This window comes from Curtobacterium sp. MCJR17_055, assembly GCF_003224335.1.
Taxonomy (GTDB): domain Bacteria; phylum Actinomycetota; class Actinomycetes; order Actinomycetales; family Microbacteriaceae; genus Curtobacterium.
The window spans coordinates 53,332-71,073 of sequence record NZ_QKLF01000003.1 but is presented as its reverse complement, the minus strand read 5'-3'; the positions used below and the strand labels follow the sequence as shown (position 1 = coordinate 71,073).

Here is a 17,742-nt window from a genome sequence, read left to right as displayed (position 1 = left end):
GATCCTGCTCCAGGCGCGCGGCTCACGACCCCGTGGACTCGTGCAGGTCAGTCCTCGTCCGGGCGCTTGCGCCAGCGGATCCCGGCGTTGATGAAGCCGTCGAGGTCGCCGTCGAACACCGCCGAGGGGTTGTTGACCTCGTAGTCGGTGCGCAGGTCCTTGACCATCTGGTACGGGGCCAGCACGTAGTTGCGGATCTGGTCGCCCCAGCTGGCCGTGATCGTGCCCGCGAGTTCCTTCTTCTTCGCGTTCTCCTCTTCCTTCTTCAGGAGCAGGAGGCGCGACTGCAGCACGCGCATGGCGGCGGCACGGTTCTGGATCTGCGACTTCTCGTTCTGCATCGAGACGACGGTGCCGGTCGGGATGTGGGTCAGGCGCACGGCCGAGTCGGTCGTGTTGACGGACTGCCCGCCGGGGCCGGAGGACCGGAACACGTCGACGCGGATGTCGTTCTCCGGGATGTCGATGACGGCGGTCTCCGGCATGAGCGGGATGACCTCCACCGCGGCGAAGGACGTCTGGCGCTTGCCGGCGGCACCGAACGGCGACATCCGGACGAGGCGGTGCGTGCCGGCCTCGACCGACAGCGTGCCGAACGCGTGCGGACCGTCGACCTCGAACGTGGCGGACTTGATGCCCGCTTCCTCCGCGTAGGAGGTGTCCATCACGGTGACCTTCTGGTCGTGCTGCTCGGCGTACCGCAGGTACATGCGCATGAGCATCTCGGCGAAGTCCGCGGCGTCGACACCGCCGGCGCCGGCACGGATGGTGATGACGGCGGGACGGTCGTCGTACTCGCCGTCCAGGAGGGTCTGCACCTCGAGCTCGCCCATGGTCTTGGTGATCGCGGCGAGTTCGGCGAGCGCCTCGTCGGCGGACTCCTGGTCCTCCGCCTCGTTCGCCATCTCGACCAGGACCTCGAGGTCGTCGAGGCGCTGCTCGGTGGCCGTGAGCTTCTTCAGCTCGGCCTGCCGGTGCGCGAGCGCGCTCGTCACCTGCTGCGCGTGGTCGGTGTCCTCCCACAGGTCGGGCGCGCCGGCCTGCTCGCTGAGCTCCGCGATCTCACGCTCGAGGCGGTCCACGTCGACCACCGAGCGGATGTTCCCGAAGGTCACGCGGAGGGCGTTGACCTGTTCGGCGATGTCCAGTTCGACCATGGTCCCCGATCCTACCGGCGCTTCCCGGCCGGGAGGACCGGGCCGGCTCCGTCCCGTCGCCCGCGGAACCGGGTGGGCCGGTCAGCGTCCGAGCGACGGTTCCCGGGACGCCATGCCGGCGGCACCCGCGCGCGCCACCGCGGCGGGCAGCGCCGCCAGGAACGCGTCGACGTCGTCGTCCGTCGAGGTGTGTCCGAGCGTGATGCGGAGCGCACCGCGCGCGTCGTCCTCGCTGAGCCCCATCGCGAGCAGCACGTGCGAGGCCTCCGGGACCCCGGCCTGACACGCGGACCCGGTGGAGACGGCCACGCCGGCGGCGTCGAGCAGGAAGAGCAGCGAGTCCCCCTCGCAGCCGGGGAAGGTGAAGTGCGCGTTGCCCGGGAGCCGGTCGTCCGGGTCCCCCATGAGCACCGCGGTGGGGACCGCGCTGCGGACCCCGGCGACGAGCCGGTCACGGAGGTGCCGGACGTCGGCGTGCGGCGTGGCGGCGGCCACCCCGAAGGCGGCGGCCGCCGGCGCGTCCTGCGTCCCGCTCCGCACCTGCCGCTGCTGGCCCCCGCCGTGGATGAGCGGCTCGACGACGGCGCGACGCCCGAGCACGAGGGCCCCGACGCCGACCGGTCCGCCGATCTTGTGGGCCGACACGCTCAGCGCGTCGAGCCCGGACGCGGCGAAGTCCACCGGGACCTGGCCGTAGGCGGCGACCGCGTCGCTGTGCACCGGCACGCCGGCGTCGTGCGCGAGCGCGACGATGCGCTCGACCGGCTGGATGGTGCCGACCTCGTTGTTCGCCCACAGGAACGTCACCAGGGCGACGTCGTCCGCGGCGGCGAGTCGGGCCTCCAGTGCGGCCAGGTCGACCCGACCCTGCGCGTCCAGCGGGACGACGTCGACGACGGCGCCCTCGTGGCGCTCCAGCCAGTCGACGGTGTCCACCGTGGCGTGGTGCTCGCCGGCCGGGACCACGATGCGGGGTCGCCGTCGGTCCCGCTGGCGCGCCCAGAACAGGCCCTTCACGGCGAGGTTGATGCTCTCGGTGCCGCCGGAGGTGAAGACGACCTCCACCGGGTCGGCGCCGAGCGACGCGGCGACCCTCGCTCGTCCGTCCTCGAGCAGCATGCGGGCGTGCTGGCCGGCGCTGTGGATGGACGACGGGTTCCCCACGGTGCGCAACGCATCGGTGAACGCGGCGAGCGCCTCGGGCAGGATCGGCGTCGTGGCGGCGTGGTCGAGGTAGACGGGCACGGGGTACCCCTTTCTGGAGCGTTTTCAGGATACCCGGGTGTCCTCGTACCCTGGGGTCGTGTACCAGACGGCGATCGACACCATCCCGGGCTTCCGGCTCGACGACGGCGACCCGCGCTTCGCGCTCCGGTCGGCGACGGCGACGGCCGCGGCGGTGGTCGTCGACGGCCGCGGACGCTTCGACCTCACCCGGCAGGGCGACTCCGACCTGTGGACCGCGGTCACCCCCGGCGTCCGAGCGGGTGACACCTACCACCTCCTCGTCGACGGGCCGACGGGGCCGCGGCACGGGTTCGACCCGGCGCTGCCGCTCCTCGACCCGTACGCGCGGGGCATCGTCCCCACCGGGCACGACCCGGTGGACGGCGCCGACACGGACGGCCACCCCCGGTGGACGAGCGTCGTCGTGGACGGTGCGTTCGACTGGGGCGGTGTCGGCAAGCCCGAGGTGCCCCGCGACCGCGTGGTCGTGTACGAGGCGAACGTCCGCACCCTGACCGCGGCGAACCCCGCCGTGCCGGAGGACCTCCGCGGCACGTACGCGGGCGTCGCGCACGAGAGCACCATCGCGCACCTCCAGCGGATCGGCGTGACGACGCTCGAACTCCTCCCCGTGCAGGCGTTCGACACGGAACGCTGGCTCCGCGAGGCCGGGCGCGAGAACGCATGGGGCTACAACACGCTCGGGTTCTTCGCCCCGCACGCCGGGCACGCCTCCGCCGCCGCACGGGCAGCGGGTGCGGACGCGGTGCTCCGCGAGTTCAAGGGCATGGTGCGACTGCTCCACGAGGCCGGCATCCAGGTCGTGCTCGACGTCGTTTACAACCACACGGCGGAGGAGGGCCTCGGCGGCCCGACCACGTCGCTGCGCGGCATCGACGGCGCGAACCGCTACCGGTGGTCCGACACGGACACCTACTACGACACGACGGGCTGCGGCAACACGCTCGACACCTCGGTGGAGGCGACCGCCGACCTGGTCCTCGACAGCCTGCGCTACTGGGCGCGCGAGGTGCAGGTCGACGGGTTCCGCTTCGACCTGATGGCCGCGCTCGCCCGGGACGCCGACCACCGGTTCGACCCCGAGCACCCGCTGCTCGACCGCATCCGCAGCCACCCTGACCTGCAGGACACCCTCGTCATCGCCGAGCCGTGGGACGTCGGCCCGGACGGTTGGCGCACCGGGTCCTTCGGTGCCGGGACCCTCGAGTGGAACGACGGCTTCCGGGACACCGTCCGGAAGTTCTGGCTCGGGGACGTCGCCGACGAACGCCGGCACGGATCACCCGACACCGGGATCGGCGGCCTCGCCGGCGCACTGACCGGGTCGCAGCACCTGTTCGGGAGCCGCGGGCCGCTCTCCGGCGTCAACTTCGTCACCGCCCATGACGGGTTCACCCTGCACGACCTGGTGTCGTACGACGCCAAGCACAACGCGGCGAACGGCGAGGACGGCCGCGACGGCTCGAACGACAACCGCTCGTTCAACCACGGCGTCGAGGGCCCGACGGCGGACCGCGGCGTCCGCGCTGCCCGTGGTCGGTCGATGCGGAACCTCATGGCGACCGTGCTGCTGTCCGCGGGCGTCCCGATGATCACCGCGGGCGACGAACGCAGCCGCACCCAGCACGGCAACAACAACGCGTACGTCGTCTCCGAGGACCTGACCCCGGTGGACTGGTCCGACGACGAGGACGCCGAGTCGATGACCGAGACGGTCGCGGCCCTCACCCGCCTCCGCGCCGCACACCCGGCGCTCCGTCCGTCACGCTTCGGCGTCCCCGGGCAGACCACGCCGTCGGCGTCCCGGATGACCTGGTACGGCCCGGACGGTCTGCCGATGACCGCCGAGGGCTGGGACCAGCCGATCCACCGCGCGCTGCAGTACTTCGTCGAGTCCACCCCGGAGCACGAGCCGTACGACCGCGTCCTCGTCGTCGTGCACGGCAGCGGCCGCACCCGCGACCTCACGCTGCCGTCCCGCGAGGACGTCTTCGCGTACCGGCTGGCGTGGTCGAGTGAGAAGCACCGGGACCACGAGCGGCACCGCCCCGCCGGCACCGTGTTCACAGCCTACGGACCGGGCATCCACGTCTTCGAGGTCGTCTGACGATCCGTCGCGCCGCAGCCGGTCCGCCGGGCCCGACACACCAAACGGGGAACACGGACGGCCCGGCCGGGTAGCGTCTGCTCCGTGGCCTCCGTAGACCGACCCCGGCGTCCGAAGATCGGGCGCATCCCGATCACCGAACTCGCCCCGACGACGCCGAACGGCTTCCCGGGCAAGGGCTTCGACGGGGAGGTGATCACGTTCGGCGCGACCGTCTTCCGAGAGGGACACGGTGTCATCGGCGCCGACCTCGTCCTCGTCCGGCCCGACGGCGCGACACGCACCGTCCCGCTGACCCTCGTCGCACCCGGGACCGACCGGTACGAAACGACCGTGCAGGTCGAGGGCGTCGGCGTCTGGGAGTGGCACATCGAGTCCTACGCCGACGACTGGGCGAGCTGGGTGCACGGCGCACGGCTGAAGATCGCCGCCGGCGTCGACACCGACGCGACCCTGCTCGACGGCGCCGCGCTCCTCGAGCGACTCGCCGCCGAGACCGACTCGACCACGGCTGCCCGCGCAGCGGCCCGCCTGCAGGACGAGGACCTCGACCCGGCCGAGCGCCTCGCCGCCGTGGACGACCCCCGTGTCGTCGCCGAGCTCGCCGAGTCGCCGCTCACCTCGCTCCGGACGCGTTCCGCGACGCAGCTGCTCGACGTCGAGCGCACGCGCGCCGGAGTCGGTGCCTGGTACGAGTTCTTCCCCCGCAGCGAGGGCGCCAAGCGGAATCCGGACGGTTCGTGGAAGAGCGGCGACTTCCGTACCGCGGCACGTCGTCTGCCCGCCGTCGCCCGGATGGGCTTCGACGTCGTCTACCTGCCGCCGATCCACCCGATCGGCACGACGGCCCGCAAGGGACCGAACAACACCCTGACCGCCGGCCCCGACGACCCCGGCAGCCCCTGGGCCATCGGTGGCCCCGAGGGCGGCCACGACGCCATCCACCCCGACCTCGGCACCGAGGACGACTTCCGGGACTTCGTCGAGACGGCGAAGAACACCGGGATGGAGGTCGCGCTCGACTTCGCCCTGCAGTGCTCCCCCGACCACCCCTGGGTCACCGAGCACCCGGAGTGGTTCACGGTCCGCGCCGACGGGTCGATCGCCACGGCCGAAAACCCGCCGAAGCGCTACCAGGACATCTACCCCATCCAGTTCGACACCGACCCCGAGGGCCTGGTCGCCGAGGTCCTGCGGGTCCTGCGGCACTGGATCGCGTTCGGTGTCCGGATCTTCCGCGTCGACAACCCGCACACCAAGCCGCTCTGGTTCTGGGAGCGGGTCATCCGCGAGGTCCGCGACGAGCACCCCGACATCGTCTTCCTCGCCGAGGCGTTCACCCGCCCGGCGATGATGCGGGCGCTCGCCGAGACCGGGTTCCAGCAGTCGTACTCGTACTTCACGTGGCGGAACACGAAGGAGGAGATCGAGACCTACTTCGACGAGCTGTCCCACGAGACGAGCGCCTACCTGCGCCCGAACCTCTTCGTGAACACGCCGGACATCCTCACCGAGTTCCTGCAGTACGGCGGTCGCGCCGGGTACAAGGTGCGTGCCGCCCTCGCCGCCACCGGCGCCCCGACCTGGGGCATGTACTCCGGGTACGAGCTCTTCGAGGACGTCGCCCGGCCGGGTTCCGAGGAGAACATCGACAACGAGAAGTACGAGTACAAGCCGCGTGACTTCGCGCTCGCCGAGGCCGAGGGCGCGAGCCTGGCCCCGTACGTGACGATGCTCAACCGCCTCCGGTCGGCGCACCCCGCGCTCCGCCAGCTCCGGAACACGACGATCCACTCCGCCGAGGACGACGCGATCGTCGTGTACTCGAAGCACCTGCCCGGGCAGTACAACCGATCGGGCCGTGACGACACCGTCATCGTCGTGGCGAACGTCGACCCGCACTCCTCGCGGGAGACCACCGTGCACCTCGACCTCACCGCCCTCGGGCTCGAGCCCGGCACCCTGTTCGACGTCCGCGACGTCGTCACCGGTGCCCGCTGGACCTGGGGCTCCGCCAACTACGTGCGCCTGGATGCCTTCCAGGAGCCCGTGCACCTGCTCGTCGTGGAAGGACCGCACCGATGACCGACCCGAACACCACACCCGAGCAGAAGCCGTCCACGTCGGCCCCCGCGGCGGGCACGCCCGGCACCGGCCCCGGCCTGCCCCCGGTCCCGCCGCCGCCGCCCGCGCTCCCCCGTCGGTCGGAGCAGCCCCGGACCGAGCGCGTCGAGCCGAACACCTCGGCACCCGGCGAGGACCTGCCCGGCGCGCCCGCCGCGCAGCCCGAGTCGCCCTCCCGGGACGTCCCGGAGTCGGCGACGCTCGCCGGCGGGCTGACCAGCGACGCGCCTGTCGCTCCGGAGGCGACCCCCGCCTCCCGGACGGAGGTCCCGCCGCAGACCACGACGGCGTCCGCGACGGCCACCGAGCCGGTCCCCGCACCGGTCGACGAGTGGATCCGCCAGCAGGTCGCCGAAGGCCGTTGGTCGCAGCCGCACGACGTCCTCGGCCCGCACCCGGTCGAGGGCGGAACGAGCGTCCGCGTCGTCCGCCACCTGGCCACGGCGGTCCGGATCGTCCGTCCGGACGGCGACGACGTCGAGCTCCGACACGAGGGCGAGGGCGTCTGGGCCGGTGCCACCACCGGCGAGCTCGGCCGCTACCGCGTCGAGGCGGACTACGAAGACGACGCCACCTGGACCACCGACGACGCGTACCGGTTCGCCCCGACGCTCGGCGAGCTCGACCTGCACCTGTTCGGCGAGGGCCGCGACGAGCAGCTCTGGCACCACCTCGGCGCACACGTGCAGACCGTCGACGACGTCGAGGGCGTCGCTTTCGCCGTCTGGGCACCCCGCGCCACCGCCGTCCGTGTGATCGGCGACTTCGAGGGGTGGGAGGGCCGCACGACCGCGATGCGCCGTCTCAACGACCTCGGCGTCTGGGAGCTGTTCTGGCCCGGCGCCCTCGAGGGCCAGCGGTACAAGTTCCAGATCCTCACCGACAGCGGTTGGGTGGAGCGGGCGGACCCGTTCGCCCGACGCACCGAGGTCCCGCCGCTCACCGCATCCGTCATCACGAGCGCCCACCACACCTGGTCCGAGGGCGACGACCGGTGGATGGCCGAGCGTGCCGCGTCGACGACGCACGACCGGCCGATGAGCATCTACGAGGTGCACCTCGGCTCGTGGCGCCCCGGCCTGAGCTACCGCGAGGTCGCGGACGACCTCATCGGGCACGTCCAGTACACCGGCTTCACCCACGTGGAGTTCCTGCCCCTCGCCGAGCACCCGTTCGGCGGCTCGTGGGGCTACCAGGTCACCGGGTACTACTCGCCGACCGCGCGCTTCGGCTCCCCCGACGACCTCCGCTACCTCATCGACCGGCTGCACTCGGCCGGCATCGGCGTCATCATGGACTGGGTCCCCGGGCACTTCCCGAAGGACGAGTGGGCGCTGGCGAAGTTCGACGGCTACGCACTGTTCGAGCACCCGGATCCCCGTCGCGGCGAGCAGCTCGACTGGGGCACCTACGTGTTCGACTTCGGGCAGCCGCAGGTGCGGAACTTCCTCGTCGCGAACGCGCTGTACTGGCTGGAGGAGTTCCACATCGACGGCCTCCGCGTCGACGCCGTGGCCTCGATGCTGTACCTCGACTACTCCCGCACCGAGTGGCTGCCGAACATCCACGGCGGCCGCGAGAACCTCGAGGCGATCACACTCCTGCAGGAGACGAACGCCACCGCGTACAAGCGCTACCCCGGCATCGTGATGATCGCCGAGGAGTCGACCTCGTGGCCCGGTGTCACGCAGCCGACGAGTGCGGGCGGGCTCGGGTTCGGCCAGAAGTGGAACATGGGCTGGATGCACGACACGCTCCAGTACGTCGAGCGCGACCCGGCGTACCGCTCCTACCACCACGACGAGATCACGTTCTCGTTCGTCTACGCGTTCAGCGAGCAGTTCACGCTGCCGATCAGCCACGACGAGGTCGTGCACGGCAAGGGCTCGCTCTACGGCAAGATGCCCGGCGACGAGTGGCAGAAGCTCGCGAACGTCCGTGCCTACCTGGCGTTCATGTGGGCGCACCCGGGCAAGCAGCTGCTGTTCATGGGACAGGAGTTCGCGCAGCCCAGCGAGTGGAGCGAGGCGAACGGTCTCGACTGGTGGCTCCTCGACGACCCGGGACACCGCGGTGTCCAGGACCTGGTCGCCGAGCTGAACCGTGTCTACAAGGAGAACCCGGCGTTCTGGACGCACGACGCCACGCAGGACGGCTTCGAGTGGCTCGAGGGCGGCGACGCACCGCACTCCACGCTCGGTTTCCTCCGCAAGGCCGGTGACGAGCGCATCGCCGTGTTCGTCAACTTCTCGGGCGTCCCCGTCGAGCACCGCTTCGGTCTGCCGACCGCGGGGACGTGGAACGAGGTGCTGAACACCGACGCGTCGGCCTACGGCGGCTCCGGTGTCGGCAACCTCGGCGCCGTGCAGGCCGAGGACGTCCCGTGGGCCGGCCGGCCCGCCTCGGCGAACCTCGTGGTGCCGCCGCTCGGCGCGGTCTGGCTGCGCCTGGCGGACTAGCGCACCGACGCGACGACGGACGGGAGGCCCGGTACCAGCTGGTACCGGGCCTCCCGTCCGTCGTGGGGCCGCTCCGCGGCGGCTGCTCAGTACAGCGCGTTGGCGAGCCGCCGTCGCGCCGCGACGACGCGCGGGTCCTCGGAGCCGATGAGCTCGAAGTACTCGACCAGACGGACCCGGAGTGCCTCGCGGTCCTCGCCGAAGACCGTGGGCACGAGGTCGAGCAGGCGCCCGAAGGCGTCCTCGACGTGCCCGCCGCTGATGTCGAGGTCGGCGACCGCGAGCTGTGCGGCGACGTCGCGCTGGTCGGCTCCCGCGGCGGCGCGGATCTCGTCCGCGGTCCGTCCGGACAGCCGGTCGAGGAGCGACACCTGCGCCAGCCCGGCGACGGCCATCTGGTCGTGCGGGTCCTGCAGGATCGCGGTCCGGTACTCCGCGATCGCGGCGGCGTAGTCCCCGCGCTCGATCGCGTCGTACGCGGCCTGGTGGTGCGGGGGCAGCGGCTCGGGCTCCGGCTCACCCTGCTCGGCGCCCTCGGGCACGTCCGCAGCGCCGTCGACCTGCACGCGGCCCGCGACGCCGTTCTGCTCGGCGGCCTGGAGCACCTGCTCGAAGACGTCGCGGACCTCGGCCTCCGGCAGTGCACCGACGAACAGTCCGAGCGGACGTCCACCGATGACCGCGGCCACCGTGGGGATCGACTGCGCCTGGAAGGCCTGCACGAGCTGCGGGTTCGTGTCGGCATCGACCTTGGCGAGCACGAGACGGCCGGCGTACTCCTCGGTCAGACGTTCGAGCACCGGGGAGAGCTGCTTGCACGGCCCGCACCACTCGGCCCAGATGTCCACGATGACCGGGACGACCGTCGACAGCTGCACGACGTCCTGGAAGCTCTGGTCCGTGACGTCCATGACCAGCGACGGGACGCTCAGGACGCCGTCGGGCTGTCCCGCACCGGTCGGCGCGGGCGTACCGGCACCGGTGGTCGCGGGGGCGGTCTGCGGCCGCTGTGCGCGGTCGACGAGGGACGAGAGGTCGACCGCTCCGCGCAGGCTGGACGGGGTCGGGGGGACGTTGGTCATTGCACCTCACTAGCTGCGATCAGGCCCTGGGTGAACCCGAGGAGTTCTATCTTGTCGTCCGAGCCCACCGGGGGCACGGAGAAGAGCAGCTGGACGCCGTACGTCGCCCGCACGCCCTTCGTGCTCGAGTCGACGCCCGACAGCGCCTTCACGGCGCCCTCGGTGTTGACCTTCGCCCCAGTGGCCGTCGGCGTGACCTCCTCGACCTCGTCGAGGTCCACGGAGACGAGCGCACCCGCGGTGTTCGTGGCGAGTGCCAGCGGGGTGTCGTCCGGGATCTCCGACGAGAACGCGATCTCGGCCGTGTCGTCCAGCGACTTCGCCTTCTCGTCCTTGTAGGACTTGCCGATCCGGGTGCGGAGGTCGTCGCCGTCACCCGCGAACAGGTCCGCGGAGGGGCTCTCGGCGTCCTTGGACAGGATGTCCGCGTAGGCCGCCGCCACCTCGTCCGGAGCGAGCGCGAGGAGCTTCGAGTCCGGGGCGAGCTGCGCGGCACCGATCGCGGTTGGGGCGAGCGAGGGCAGCTGCGCGTCCGCCTCGAGCGAGACGGCGTACTCCACCTTGTAGTCGGAACGGGCGTCCTGCTGCACGAGCGTCAACGCCTGCGGGGCGGTCTGCTCGTCGGAGCAGTCCGCGGCGACGACTGCGAAGACCGTCCGCGGCCAGGAGTCCGTCTGCTGCGGGAGCGCCACGCAGACGTCGTCCGCCGCGATCGCCGGCAGCGGCTTCGCCTCTGCATCGGCGTCCCGGATCGCGTAGTTGGCCTTCCGGAGCTCCAGGGCCGGTCCGGCGAACCGGGTACCGGCGAGGTCGGCGTCCTTGTCCGCGTCCGCCTGCTCGGCGACGTCGGCGACGCGGGAGACGATCCGCGAGATCTGCTGCTTCGTGGCGGCCGTGGCCGGGGCAGGTGCGGCACCGCCGGTCGCCGTGGCGGTCGGTGTGGGCGTCGCGCCCGCGTCGCCGCCCTGGGGCCAGTACTCGGATGAACAACCGCTCAGCACGAGCGCACCGGCGACGAGCACCGGCACGGCCACGAAGGACCGACGACCGCGTCGGCTCCGTGCCGGGACCTGTGCCCCGGCAGCGGCGGCACGACGGGAGGCACGGACACGCGGCGGTCGTCCGCCCCCGCTCCGACGACGCGGACCACGGGACCGACGCTGGTGCAGGAACGCCCAGACCAGCAGGACGACCCCACCGAGGACGAACAACCCGCCGACGGTCAGGAGCGGACCGACGGACGGTGTCGCGGTGTCGCGGGGCCACGTGACGGAGACGTCCGACGGGGCCGGCGCCGACCCGTCGGAGGCGACCACGAGGGACACGTCCGCGGGCAGCCGCACGGTGAACTGCCGGGCGTCGTCGTACTCCTGGTACCAGAGGTCGCTGCCCCGCGGGTCCGGCACCTCCGTCGCGGTCCCGGTGGTGCGCGCCGTGAGCTTGCCCGCTGCGGCGTCGTAGCGCAGGGTCGTGTGTGCGGCATCGCCGACCCAGGCGTCGACGTCCGACGTCCTGCCGTAGGCCGCGAACACCTTCCCCGTGCCGGAGACGCTGATGCGCTGGTAGCCGGGGTTGGCGTTGAGCACGCTCCCCGGGATCACGGTCACCGGGGCGGACGTCGTACCGCTGGTCGCGGCGACGATCGAGGACGGGGGCGCGAACACCGTGCGCTGCCCGACGCCGAGACCGACGAGGAGCACCCCGATGACGAAACTGACGATCGCCAGGACGAACCGCACGGACTCTCTCCCTCCGCGCCGGGGTGGGGTGGACGGCGCGCGAAACAACGGTCCAGGGTACCCAGGACAGCTGTGAGGCGCATCCCCCGGGCCTGGTCCACGCCTCCAGGGGCCGACCTGGACGCACCACTACACTCGGGGTCCGGACCGCACGGGGTGGTCCGGGACGACCGCAGGGAGCGACGCGTGGCGAACGACGAGGCAGAGTTCGGGACCGAACTGCGGGGGTACCGCAAGGACGAGGTCGACCGTGCTCTGAACGACCTCCGCCGCGAGCTCATCAAGTCGAACACCGACCGGGCCGAGGCGGCGAAGGAGATCCGCCTGCTGCAGTCCCGCGTCTCCGACCTGCAGGGCGAACTGGACGAGGCCGGCACGCCGACGTACAGCGGCCTCGGTACCCGCCTGGAGTCGACGCTCCGCGTGGCCGAGGAACAGTCGACGCGGCTCATCAGCCAGGCCGACATCGACGCCCAGCGGCTCCGTGCCACCAGCCGGACCGAGGCGGAGCGCGTCCTGCGCGAAGCACGCGACGAAGCGCACGACACGCTCGAGGACGCGCGGACCCGGGCGACGAACGAGCTCTCCCGCGCCCGGGCAGAGTCGGCCGACACGGTGGAGCGCGCGCGTGCCGAAGCCGGGATCCTCGTGCAGGACGCCCGGAACGAGGCCGCCGCCGTCCGCGGGGCCGCCGTGACCGAAGCAGCCGAGGTGCGGTCGGTCGCGATCCGTGAGACGAACGCGCTGCGCGCCCAGGTCGAGCACGAGGTCGCCGAACTCCGTGAGGTCGCGCAGCGGGAGTCGGCAGCCGCCCGCCGTGCCGCCGCCGACCTCGAGCGCGAGACGGAGCACCGTCGCAGCGTCTTCGAAGCCGACCAGACCCGCCGACTCGAGGACCTCGACCGCGAGGAGAGCACCCGCCGCGAAGCCCTCGAGCGCACCCTCACCGAGGCGCGCACGGCCTGGGAGCGCGAACACGGCGCAGCCCGACAGGCCCTGGACCTCGAGGTCGAGAGCGCGCGCGCGGAGCTCGCCGCCGAGGTCGACCGCCGCCGCGCCGAACTCGCAGCCGAGGTCGACGACCGCCGCCGACAGCTCGACGAGGACCTCGCCGCCGCCCGGGCCACGTGGGAACGCGAACTCGCCGGGGCGCGGACCGCGCTCGAGCAGGAGATCGAGGCCGCGCACGCGCAGCTCCGTGTCGACACCGAGCAGACCGCCGCCGAGAACGCCCGCCGCGTCCAGGAGACCACGGAACGGATCGAGCGCGAGACGGCCGACCACCTCGACCGCATCCAGCGGGAGCGCGAGGCCGCCGAAGCCGCAGCCGAGCGGGCTGCACGGGAGCACGAGAACGAACTCGCCGCACGCCGGGAGCGCGAGCACGCCGAGGTCGACACCGAGATCGCCGATCGACGGAGCGCCGAGCTCGACGCCCTGTTCGCCGAGCGGACCGCCCTGCGACAGGAGATCGACACGGCACGCGCCGCCCTCGCGCAGGAGCGTGACGAAGCCCGGGCGACCGTCGAACGCGAACGGGAGGACGCTCGGGCCGCCCTCGAGACGGAGTTGGCCGCCCGACGGGACGACGCCGAGCAGGAGTACCTGGAACGCCACCGCGCCACCGTGACCGAGACGCAGAAGTACCTCGACGAGGCGAACCTGCAGCTCGCCGAGGCGACGCGGCGCGCCGCCGCCGCCCGGGAGATCGCCGACCGCCTCGAGCGGGAGGCCGCCGACGTCGCACGACAGCAGGAGTCCGACGCCCGGGAACGAGCCGCGGACCTCGTCCGCGACGCCCAGGAACGTGCGCACCGACTCGTGGCCGACGCCGAGGAGCGGACGGCGCTCCTGCTGGCCGAGGCCGAGGACCGTCTCGGCGCCATCCGCACCGAGCGGGAGGCCGTGGCCGGCTACCTGGAGAACCTGCGGGGCGTGCTCACGCACGCGGCAGGCGTCATCGAGGAGCAGGGCGCCGCTCGTCCCGCCACGGTCGGCGCGGACGACGCGGACCAGTCCCGGCTCGAGACGGACGGCGACGCGGCTCGCTGACCGGTCGCCCGGGGCCGGCGCTGGTCGGGCTAGGCCTGCGTCGGCCAGTGCGTGGGCAGCGGAGCGCTGCCCGGCACGACGAGGTCCGCGACGGCGTCGAGGACGACCCGCACGTACTTCTCCCCCACCCACAGGTGCTTCGCGCCGGCGACGGGCACGACCCGGACGTCCGGTGCGACGGCGAACCGGCGGACCGCATCGTCCGGCACGAGGAAGTCGTCGTGCTCGGGGACGAGGGCGACCACCGGCACGCCCACGCCCGACCACCGGGCGAGCTCCTCGTCCGTGGTCCGGTGCAGCGGTGGCGACAGCAGGACGACCCCGGCGACGTTCCCGGCCTCGACGTGCTCGAGCGCGTGCTTCAGGATGACCTCCGTCCCGAAGGACCACCCGACGAGCCACGGCGTCGGCAGGCCCCGCACGACGACCTCGTCGACGGCGGCCCGGAGGTCGAAGCCCTCGGACACCCCGTCGCCGAAGACACCCTCGGACGTCCCGCGCGGTGAGGTGACGGAGCGGAAGTTGAACCGCAGGACGGCCAGGTCGGCCAGCGCGGGGAGCCGGGCCGCGGCCTTCTTCAGGACGTGCGAGTCCATGAAGCCCTGCGCGGTGGGCAGCGGGTGCAGCGTGACGAGTGTCCCCCGTGCCGGTCGGTCCAGCGGCTCGGCCAACTCCCCCACCAGCGTCAGGTGGTCGTCGGTGACGAGCTCCACGTCCGTCCGCCGAGCAGGCAGCACGGTGCCGGAACGGATCTCCTCGCCGGGCGCAACCGGCTCGCGGGTCTGTCCCTCGGGGCGTTCGGTCGTCATGCGATGCTCCAGCAGTGATGGTGCCAATGACGGCGCGCAGCGAGGTCGGCGGCGTCGCCGAGCACCCCGTCCGCACGCCACACGACGACGTGCGCGGTCCCGGGTTCGATCGTCAGGCCGCAGCCCGGGCAGAGGTACTCCTTCTGCGCCGATGCTGCCGAGATCGGTTGCACCGACCACTCGCGGCCACGACGGACTTCGGTCCGGCGCCAACCGCCCGTCAGTCGCTCGAGTCCGGCCCCCTCAGGGACGTCATCGTGGCCACGACCACGCGGGCGACGCGGCCGGTTGCTCCGCGGCACCGCGATCGCCGATCAGTACCAGTTGTACGAGACGCTGTGCGCCCAGGCGCCGCAGGGCGTGCCGTAGACACCGGTGATGTAGTTGAGTCCCCAGGTGATCTGCGTGGCGGGGTTCGTCTGCCAGTCGGCACCGGCGGAGGCCATCTTGCTGCCCGGGAGGGACTGCGGGATGCCGTACGCACCGCTCGGGTTGTAGGCGTTCACCCGCCAGCCGGACTCCTTGTTCCAGAGCGAGACCAGGCAGCTGTACTGGTCGTTGCCCCACCCGCGGGCGGCGACCATCTGCTGCGCGATCGCCTGGGCGCTACCAGGGTCCGGCGTCGCTGCGGTGGCGGCCAGGGGCGTGCTCGCGGCGGGCTGCGCTGCGGTGGCGTCGTCCTCGGTCGACGCGGTGTCGCTCGACGCACTGTCGGTCCCCGCGGGCGTGGCGGTCGGAGTCGGCGTGGGAGTCGGCTTGGGCGCGGGCTTGACGACGTCGAACCCGTCGCGGGCCGCGTCGAAGTCCCCGTACGTGCCGTGCGCCGAGAACTGCTGGGGCGTCGAGATCGGAGCCGGGGCGAGCACGGGCGCGGCCGTGGCGGCGTCGGTCTGCATCGGGTTGAACAGCGATCCACCGACGAAGGCCGACACGGCGAGGAACGACATCGCCGGGATCGTCGAACGCTGCCGCACGAACCCGTTGAAGGACCGCGGGGTCGACGGCTTCGACGGCGCGACGGACCGCGCGCGGGACCGGCGGACGATCCGGGCGGCGGGAGCGGTCACGACAGCTGCGGCCCGCGTGGCCTCGGCGTCGGAGACGCGGTTCGCTGCGACGGACACCGGCGCGATGACGGGAGCGACGGGCTGCTCCTGCTGGGCCGGGGTGGGACGGACGACCGAGGTCTCCGCCGTGCGCGTTCGGTTCTTCGCCGCTCGTCGCTCGCTGACGATCGCGTGATCGTGCAGTTCGCGGTTCGCGCGGTCGGATCGAGTGTCTGCCGTGTGCCTGCCCATGAGTCCGACCAGGATAACGGAACGATCACGGAAAGCGAAGCACCTGGGGACGGCGATTCGGCAGACGCCGATGCGGCCCGTTGCGCCCGTCCGTCAGCGCACGGCGAGCATGACCTCGACGACGGCGTCGAGGAGGGCGTCGACCTGGGCTTCGCGGTACCCGCCGTGCTTCGGACGGAACACGATCGACCGGACCTCGGTCAGGCTCAGCGGCTTGCCGTCCTTGAAGTAGCCGTGCAGCCGGCGCGAGAACGCGTCGACGTCCTTCGGGTGGTAGCCGGTCGTCAGGACGCTCACGCGCTGGAACCGCTGCCCGTCGGGTCGGCCGAGTCGCGCGACCACGTCGGACGCCTTGCTCCGGGCCTCCGCGTACCAGGCCTTCTGGCCGACGTCGGCGATCTCCCGCTCACGCTCACGTGCGGCGAACGCGTCCTCGAGTCGTTCCAGCGCGGCGTCGACGTGTTGCGTCGAGTAGCCGCCCTTCTTCATCGAGAAGGCGGTCGCGCGGATCTTCGCCGCCTCGATCCCGGGGGCGCTGTCGTTCGCGGTGTAGGCACGCCGAGCGTCCTCGAGGAAACGCTCGACCTCGTCGGCGTCGTAGCCGAGGACCGAGCGGGGGGCAGTCGGGAACGTCGAAGGCACGGCGCCATTGTGCCAGGCCTGTGTCGGAGCACTTCCTGGACGCGCGGGGACAGCGTGCGCGGAGCCCCGTCCGGAGTGTGGTCAGCGCACGATGACGAGGTACATCAGGTACGCGATGGCCGCCGACGGCAGGATGCTGTCGATCCGGTCGAGCAGCCCGCCGTGGCCCGGCAGGAACGAAGAGATGTCCTTGATCCCGAGGTCGCGCTTGATCATCGACTCGGTGAGGTCCCCGAGCGTGGCCGATCCGGAGATGAGCACCCCGAGGATGATCCCGGTCCACCAGGGCAGTCCGAGCATCAGCCACGTGACGAGGATGCCGACGAGGATGCTCGCCGCGACCGATCCCCCGAAGCCCTCCCACGTCTTCTTCGGGCTGATGCGCGGCGCCATCGGGTGCTTGCCGAGGTTGATGCCCGTCGCGTACGCCCCGGTGTCCACCGCGACGACCACGAGGATGAACGCGATCACCCAGCGTTCGCCGTGGTCCTGCGCGGACAGGAGCACCACGCAGGCACCGAGCAGCGTCACGTACGCCTGGACGAACAACCCGTTCGTGAGGTCGCGGACGACGTTCTGCGCCGACGGCTTCGTGCGGGCGAAGGCGACCTCCACGAGGCGCCACACCGAGATGACGACGACGCCGCCGAGCAGCGTCGACAGCGCCCAGTCCTGCCCGCCGAGGAAGGCGGCCGGGACGGTCGCGACCGCGACTGCGACGCTCGGGATCCTCGGGACGTCACGACCCGCGAACCGCATCGCACTCGCGAGCTCGTAGACGCCGACGCCGAGCAGGAACGCGGCGACGAGCATGAACACCGGTTTGAAGACCAGGAGCGACGCGAGCATGACCACCGCGAACGCGAGTGCGATCGCGATCGCCGCCGGCAGGTTCCGCCCGGTGCGGGCGGTCAGTGCTTCGTTGCGCACACCGAACTCGGCACGACGTTGCCGGATCTGCGCCTCGAAGTCGCTCCGGGCCGCCCTCGCCCGCGCGTCGAAGTCCTGTCGGAACCCCGTCATGC

13 protein-coding genes are annotated in these 17,742 nt (G+C 72.2%); 4 read left to right on the top strand and 9 right to left on the bottom strand.

Features of this window, described 5'->3' with window-relative positions; genetic code table 11:
- Positions 1-47: 47 nt before the first annotated feature.
- Together prfB and DEJ16_RS07850 are read right to left on the bottom strand one after the other, a co-directional pair.
- Positions 48-1,157 carry a peptide chain release factor 2 gene (gene prfB / locus DEJ16_RS07855; protein ID WP_110825178.1) on the bottom strand — a complete coding sequence of 370 codons (1,110 nt, stop codon included), beginning with the start codon at positions 1,155-1,157 and terminating at the stop codon, positions 48-50.
- Positions 1,158-1,238: 81 nt separating this feature from the next.
- Entirely contained in the window at positions 1,239-2,402 is a 1,164-nt protein-coding gene (locus DEJ16_RS07850; protein WP_110825179.1) for a cysteine desulfurase family protein, read from the bottom strand.
- Between the two features lie 37 nt (positions 2,403-2,439).
- On the opposite strand from DEJ16_RS07850, the gene DEJ16_RS07845 reads away from it, so the two are divergent.
- From DEJ16_RS07845 to glgB, 3 genes are all read left to right on the top strand, one after another.
- Positions 2,440-4,512 (top strand): glycogen-debranching protein, encoded by a 2,073-nt coding sequence (locus DEJ16_RS07845; protein WP_258365874.1) that lies wholly within the window; start codon positions 2,440-2,442, stop codon positions 4,510-4,512.
- Positions 4,513-4,596: 84 nt separating this feature from the next.
- Positions 4,597-6,597, top strand: coding sequence for an alpha-1,4-glucan--maltose-1-phosphate maltosyltransferase (locus DEJ16_RS07840; RefSeq protein ID WP_110825180.1), 2,001 nt, complete (start codon positions 4,597-4,599; stop codon positions 6,595-6,597).
- Entirely contained in the window at positions 6,594-9,095 is a 2,502-nt protein-coding gene (gene glgB / locus DEJ16_RS07835) for a 1,4-alpha-glucan branching protein GlgB (protein WP_258365873.1), read from the top strand. Before DEJ16_RS07840 ends, glgB begins: the two co-directional genes overlap by 4 nt.
- Positions 9,096-9,181: 86 nt before the next feature.
- On the opposite strand, the gene DEJ16_RS07830 is transcribed toward glgB, so the two are convergent.
- Both DEJ16_RS07830 and DEJ16_RS07825 read right to left on the bottom strand, forming a co-directional pair.
- A complete protein-coding gene (locus tag DEJ16_RS07830; protein WP_110825181.1) occupies positions 9,182-10,177 on the bottom strand; it encodes a tetratricopeptide repeat protein in 996 nt (331 codons plus the stop codon).
- The gene (locus DEJ16_RS07825) at positions 10,174-11,916 is read right to left on the bottom strand and encodes a hypothetical protein (protein ID WP_110825182.1); all 1,743 of its coding nucleotides are present in this window, start codon (positions 11,914-11,916) and stop codon (positions 10,174-10,176) included. Before DEJ16_RS07825 ends, DEJ16_RS07830 begins: the two co-directional genes overlap by 4 nt.
- A 186-nt stretch (positions 11,917-12,102) precedes the next feature.
- Here DEJ16_RS07825 and DEJ16_RS07820 point away from each other — a divergent pair, with 186 nt between their 5' ends.
- On the top strand, positions 12,103-13,968 hold the full coding sequence (locus DEJ16_RS07820) for a hypothetical protein (RefSeq protein ID WP_181419524.1): 1,866 nt from the start codon (positions 12,103-12,105) through the stop codon (positions 13,966-13,968).
- Between the two features lie 29 nt (positions 13,969-13,997).
- Here the strand turns inward: DEJ16_RS07820 and DEJ16_RS07815 are convergent, their stop codons facing one another.
- The 5 genes from DEJ16_RS07815 to DEJ16_RS07795 all read right to left on the bottom strand — a co-directional run bounded on the left by DEJ16_RS07815 (position 13,998) and on the right by DEJ16_RS07795 (position 17,740).
- Positions 13,998-14,777 (bottom strand): alpha/beta hydrolase, encoded by a 780-nt coding sequence (locus DEJ16_RS07815; RefSeq protein ID WP_110825183.1) that lies wholly within the window; start codon positions 14,775-14,777, stop codon positions 13,998-14,000.
- Entirely contained in the window at positions 14,774-15,079 is a 306-nt protein-coding gene (locus DEJ16_RS07810; protein ID WP_181419523.1) for a hypothetical protein, read from the bottom strand. The genes DEJ16_RS07815 and DEJ16_RS07810 overlap by 4 nt, the downstream gene beginning before the upstream one ends.
- A gap of 12 nt (positions 15,080-15,091) precedes the next feature.
- Positions 15,092-16,075, bottom strand: coding sequence for a transglycosylase SLT domain-containing protein (locus tag DEJ16_RS07805; protein ID WP_110825184.1), 984 nt, complete (start codon positions 16,073-16,075; stop codon positions 15,092-15,094).
- Positions 16,076-16,168: 93 nt separating this feature from the next.
- Complete coding sequence (locus DEJ16_RS07800) at positions 16,169-16,717, bottom strand: DivIVA domain-containing protein (RefSeq protein ID WP_110825185.1); 549 nt, start codon at positions 16,715-16,717, stop codon at positions 16,169-16,171.
- 81 nt (positions 16,718-16,798) lie between these two features.
- A complete protein-coding gene (locus DEJ16_RS07795) occupies positions 16,799-17,740 on the bottom strand; it encodes a phosphatidate cytidylyltransferase (RefSeq protein WP_110825186.1) in 942 nt (313 codons plus the stop codon).
- Positions 17,741-17,742 lie beyond the last annotated feature (2 nt).

Coding starts and splice junctions, on each gene's coding strand:
- glgB (WP_258365873.1), top strand. CDS start 6,594: ATGACCGACCCGAACACCACACCCGAGCAGAAGCCGTCCACGTCGGCC.
- prfB (WP_110825178.1), bottom strand. CDS start 1,157: ATGGTCGAACTGGACATCGCCGAACAGGTCAACGCCCTCCGCGTGACC.
- DEJ16_RS07830 (WP_110825181.1), bottom strand. CDS start 10,177: ATGACCAACGTCCCCCCGACCCCGTCCAGCCTGCGCGGAGCGGTCGAC.
- DEJ16_RS07795 (WP_110825186.1), bottom strand. CDS start 17,740: ATGACGGGGTTCCGACAGGACTTCGACGCGCGGGCGAGGGCGGCCCGG.
- DEJ16_RS07815 (WP_110825183.1), bottom strand. CDS start 14,777: ATGACGACCGAACGCCCCGAGGGACAGACCCGCGAGCCGGTTGCGCCC.
- DEJ16_RS07805 (WP_110825184.1), bottom strand. CDS start 16,075: ATGGGCAGGCACACGGCAGACACTCGATCCGACCGCGCGAACCGCGAA.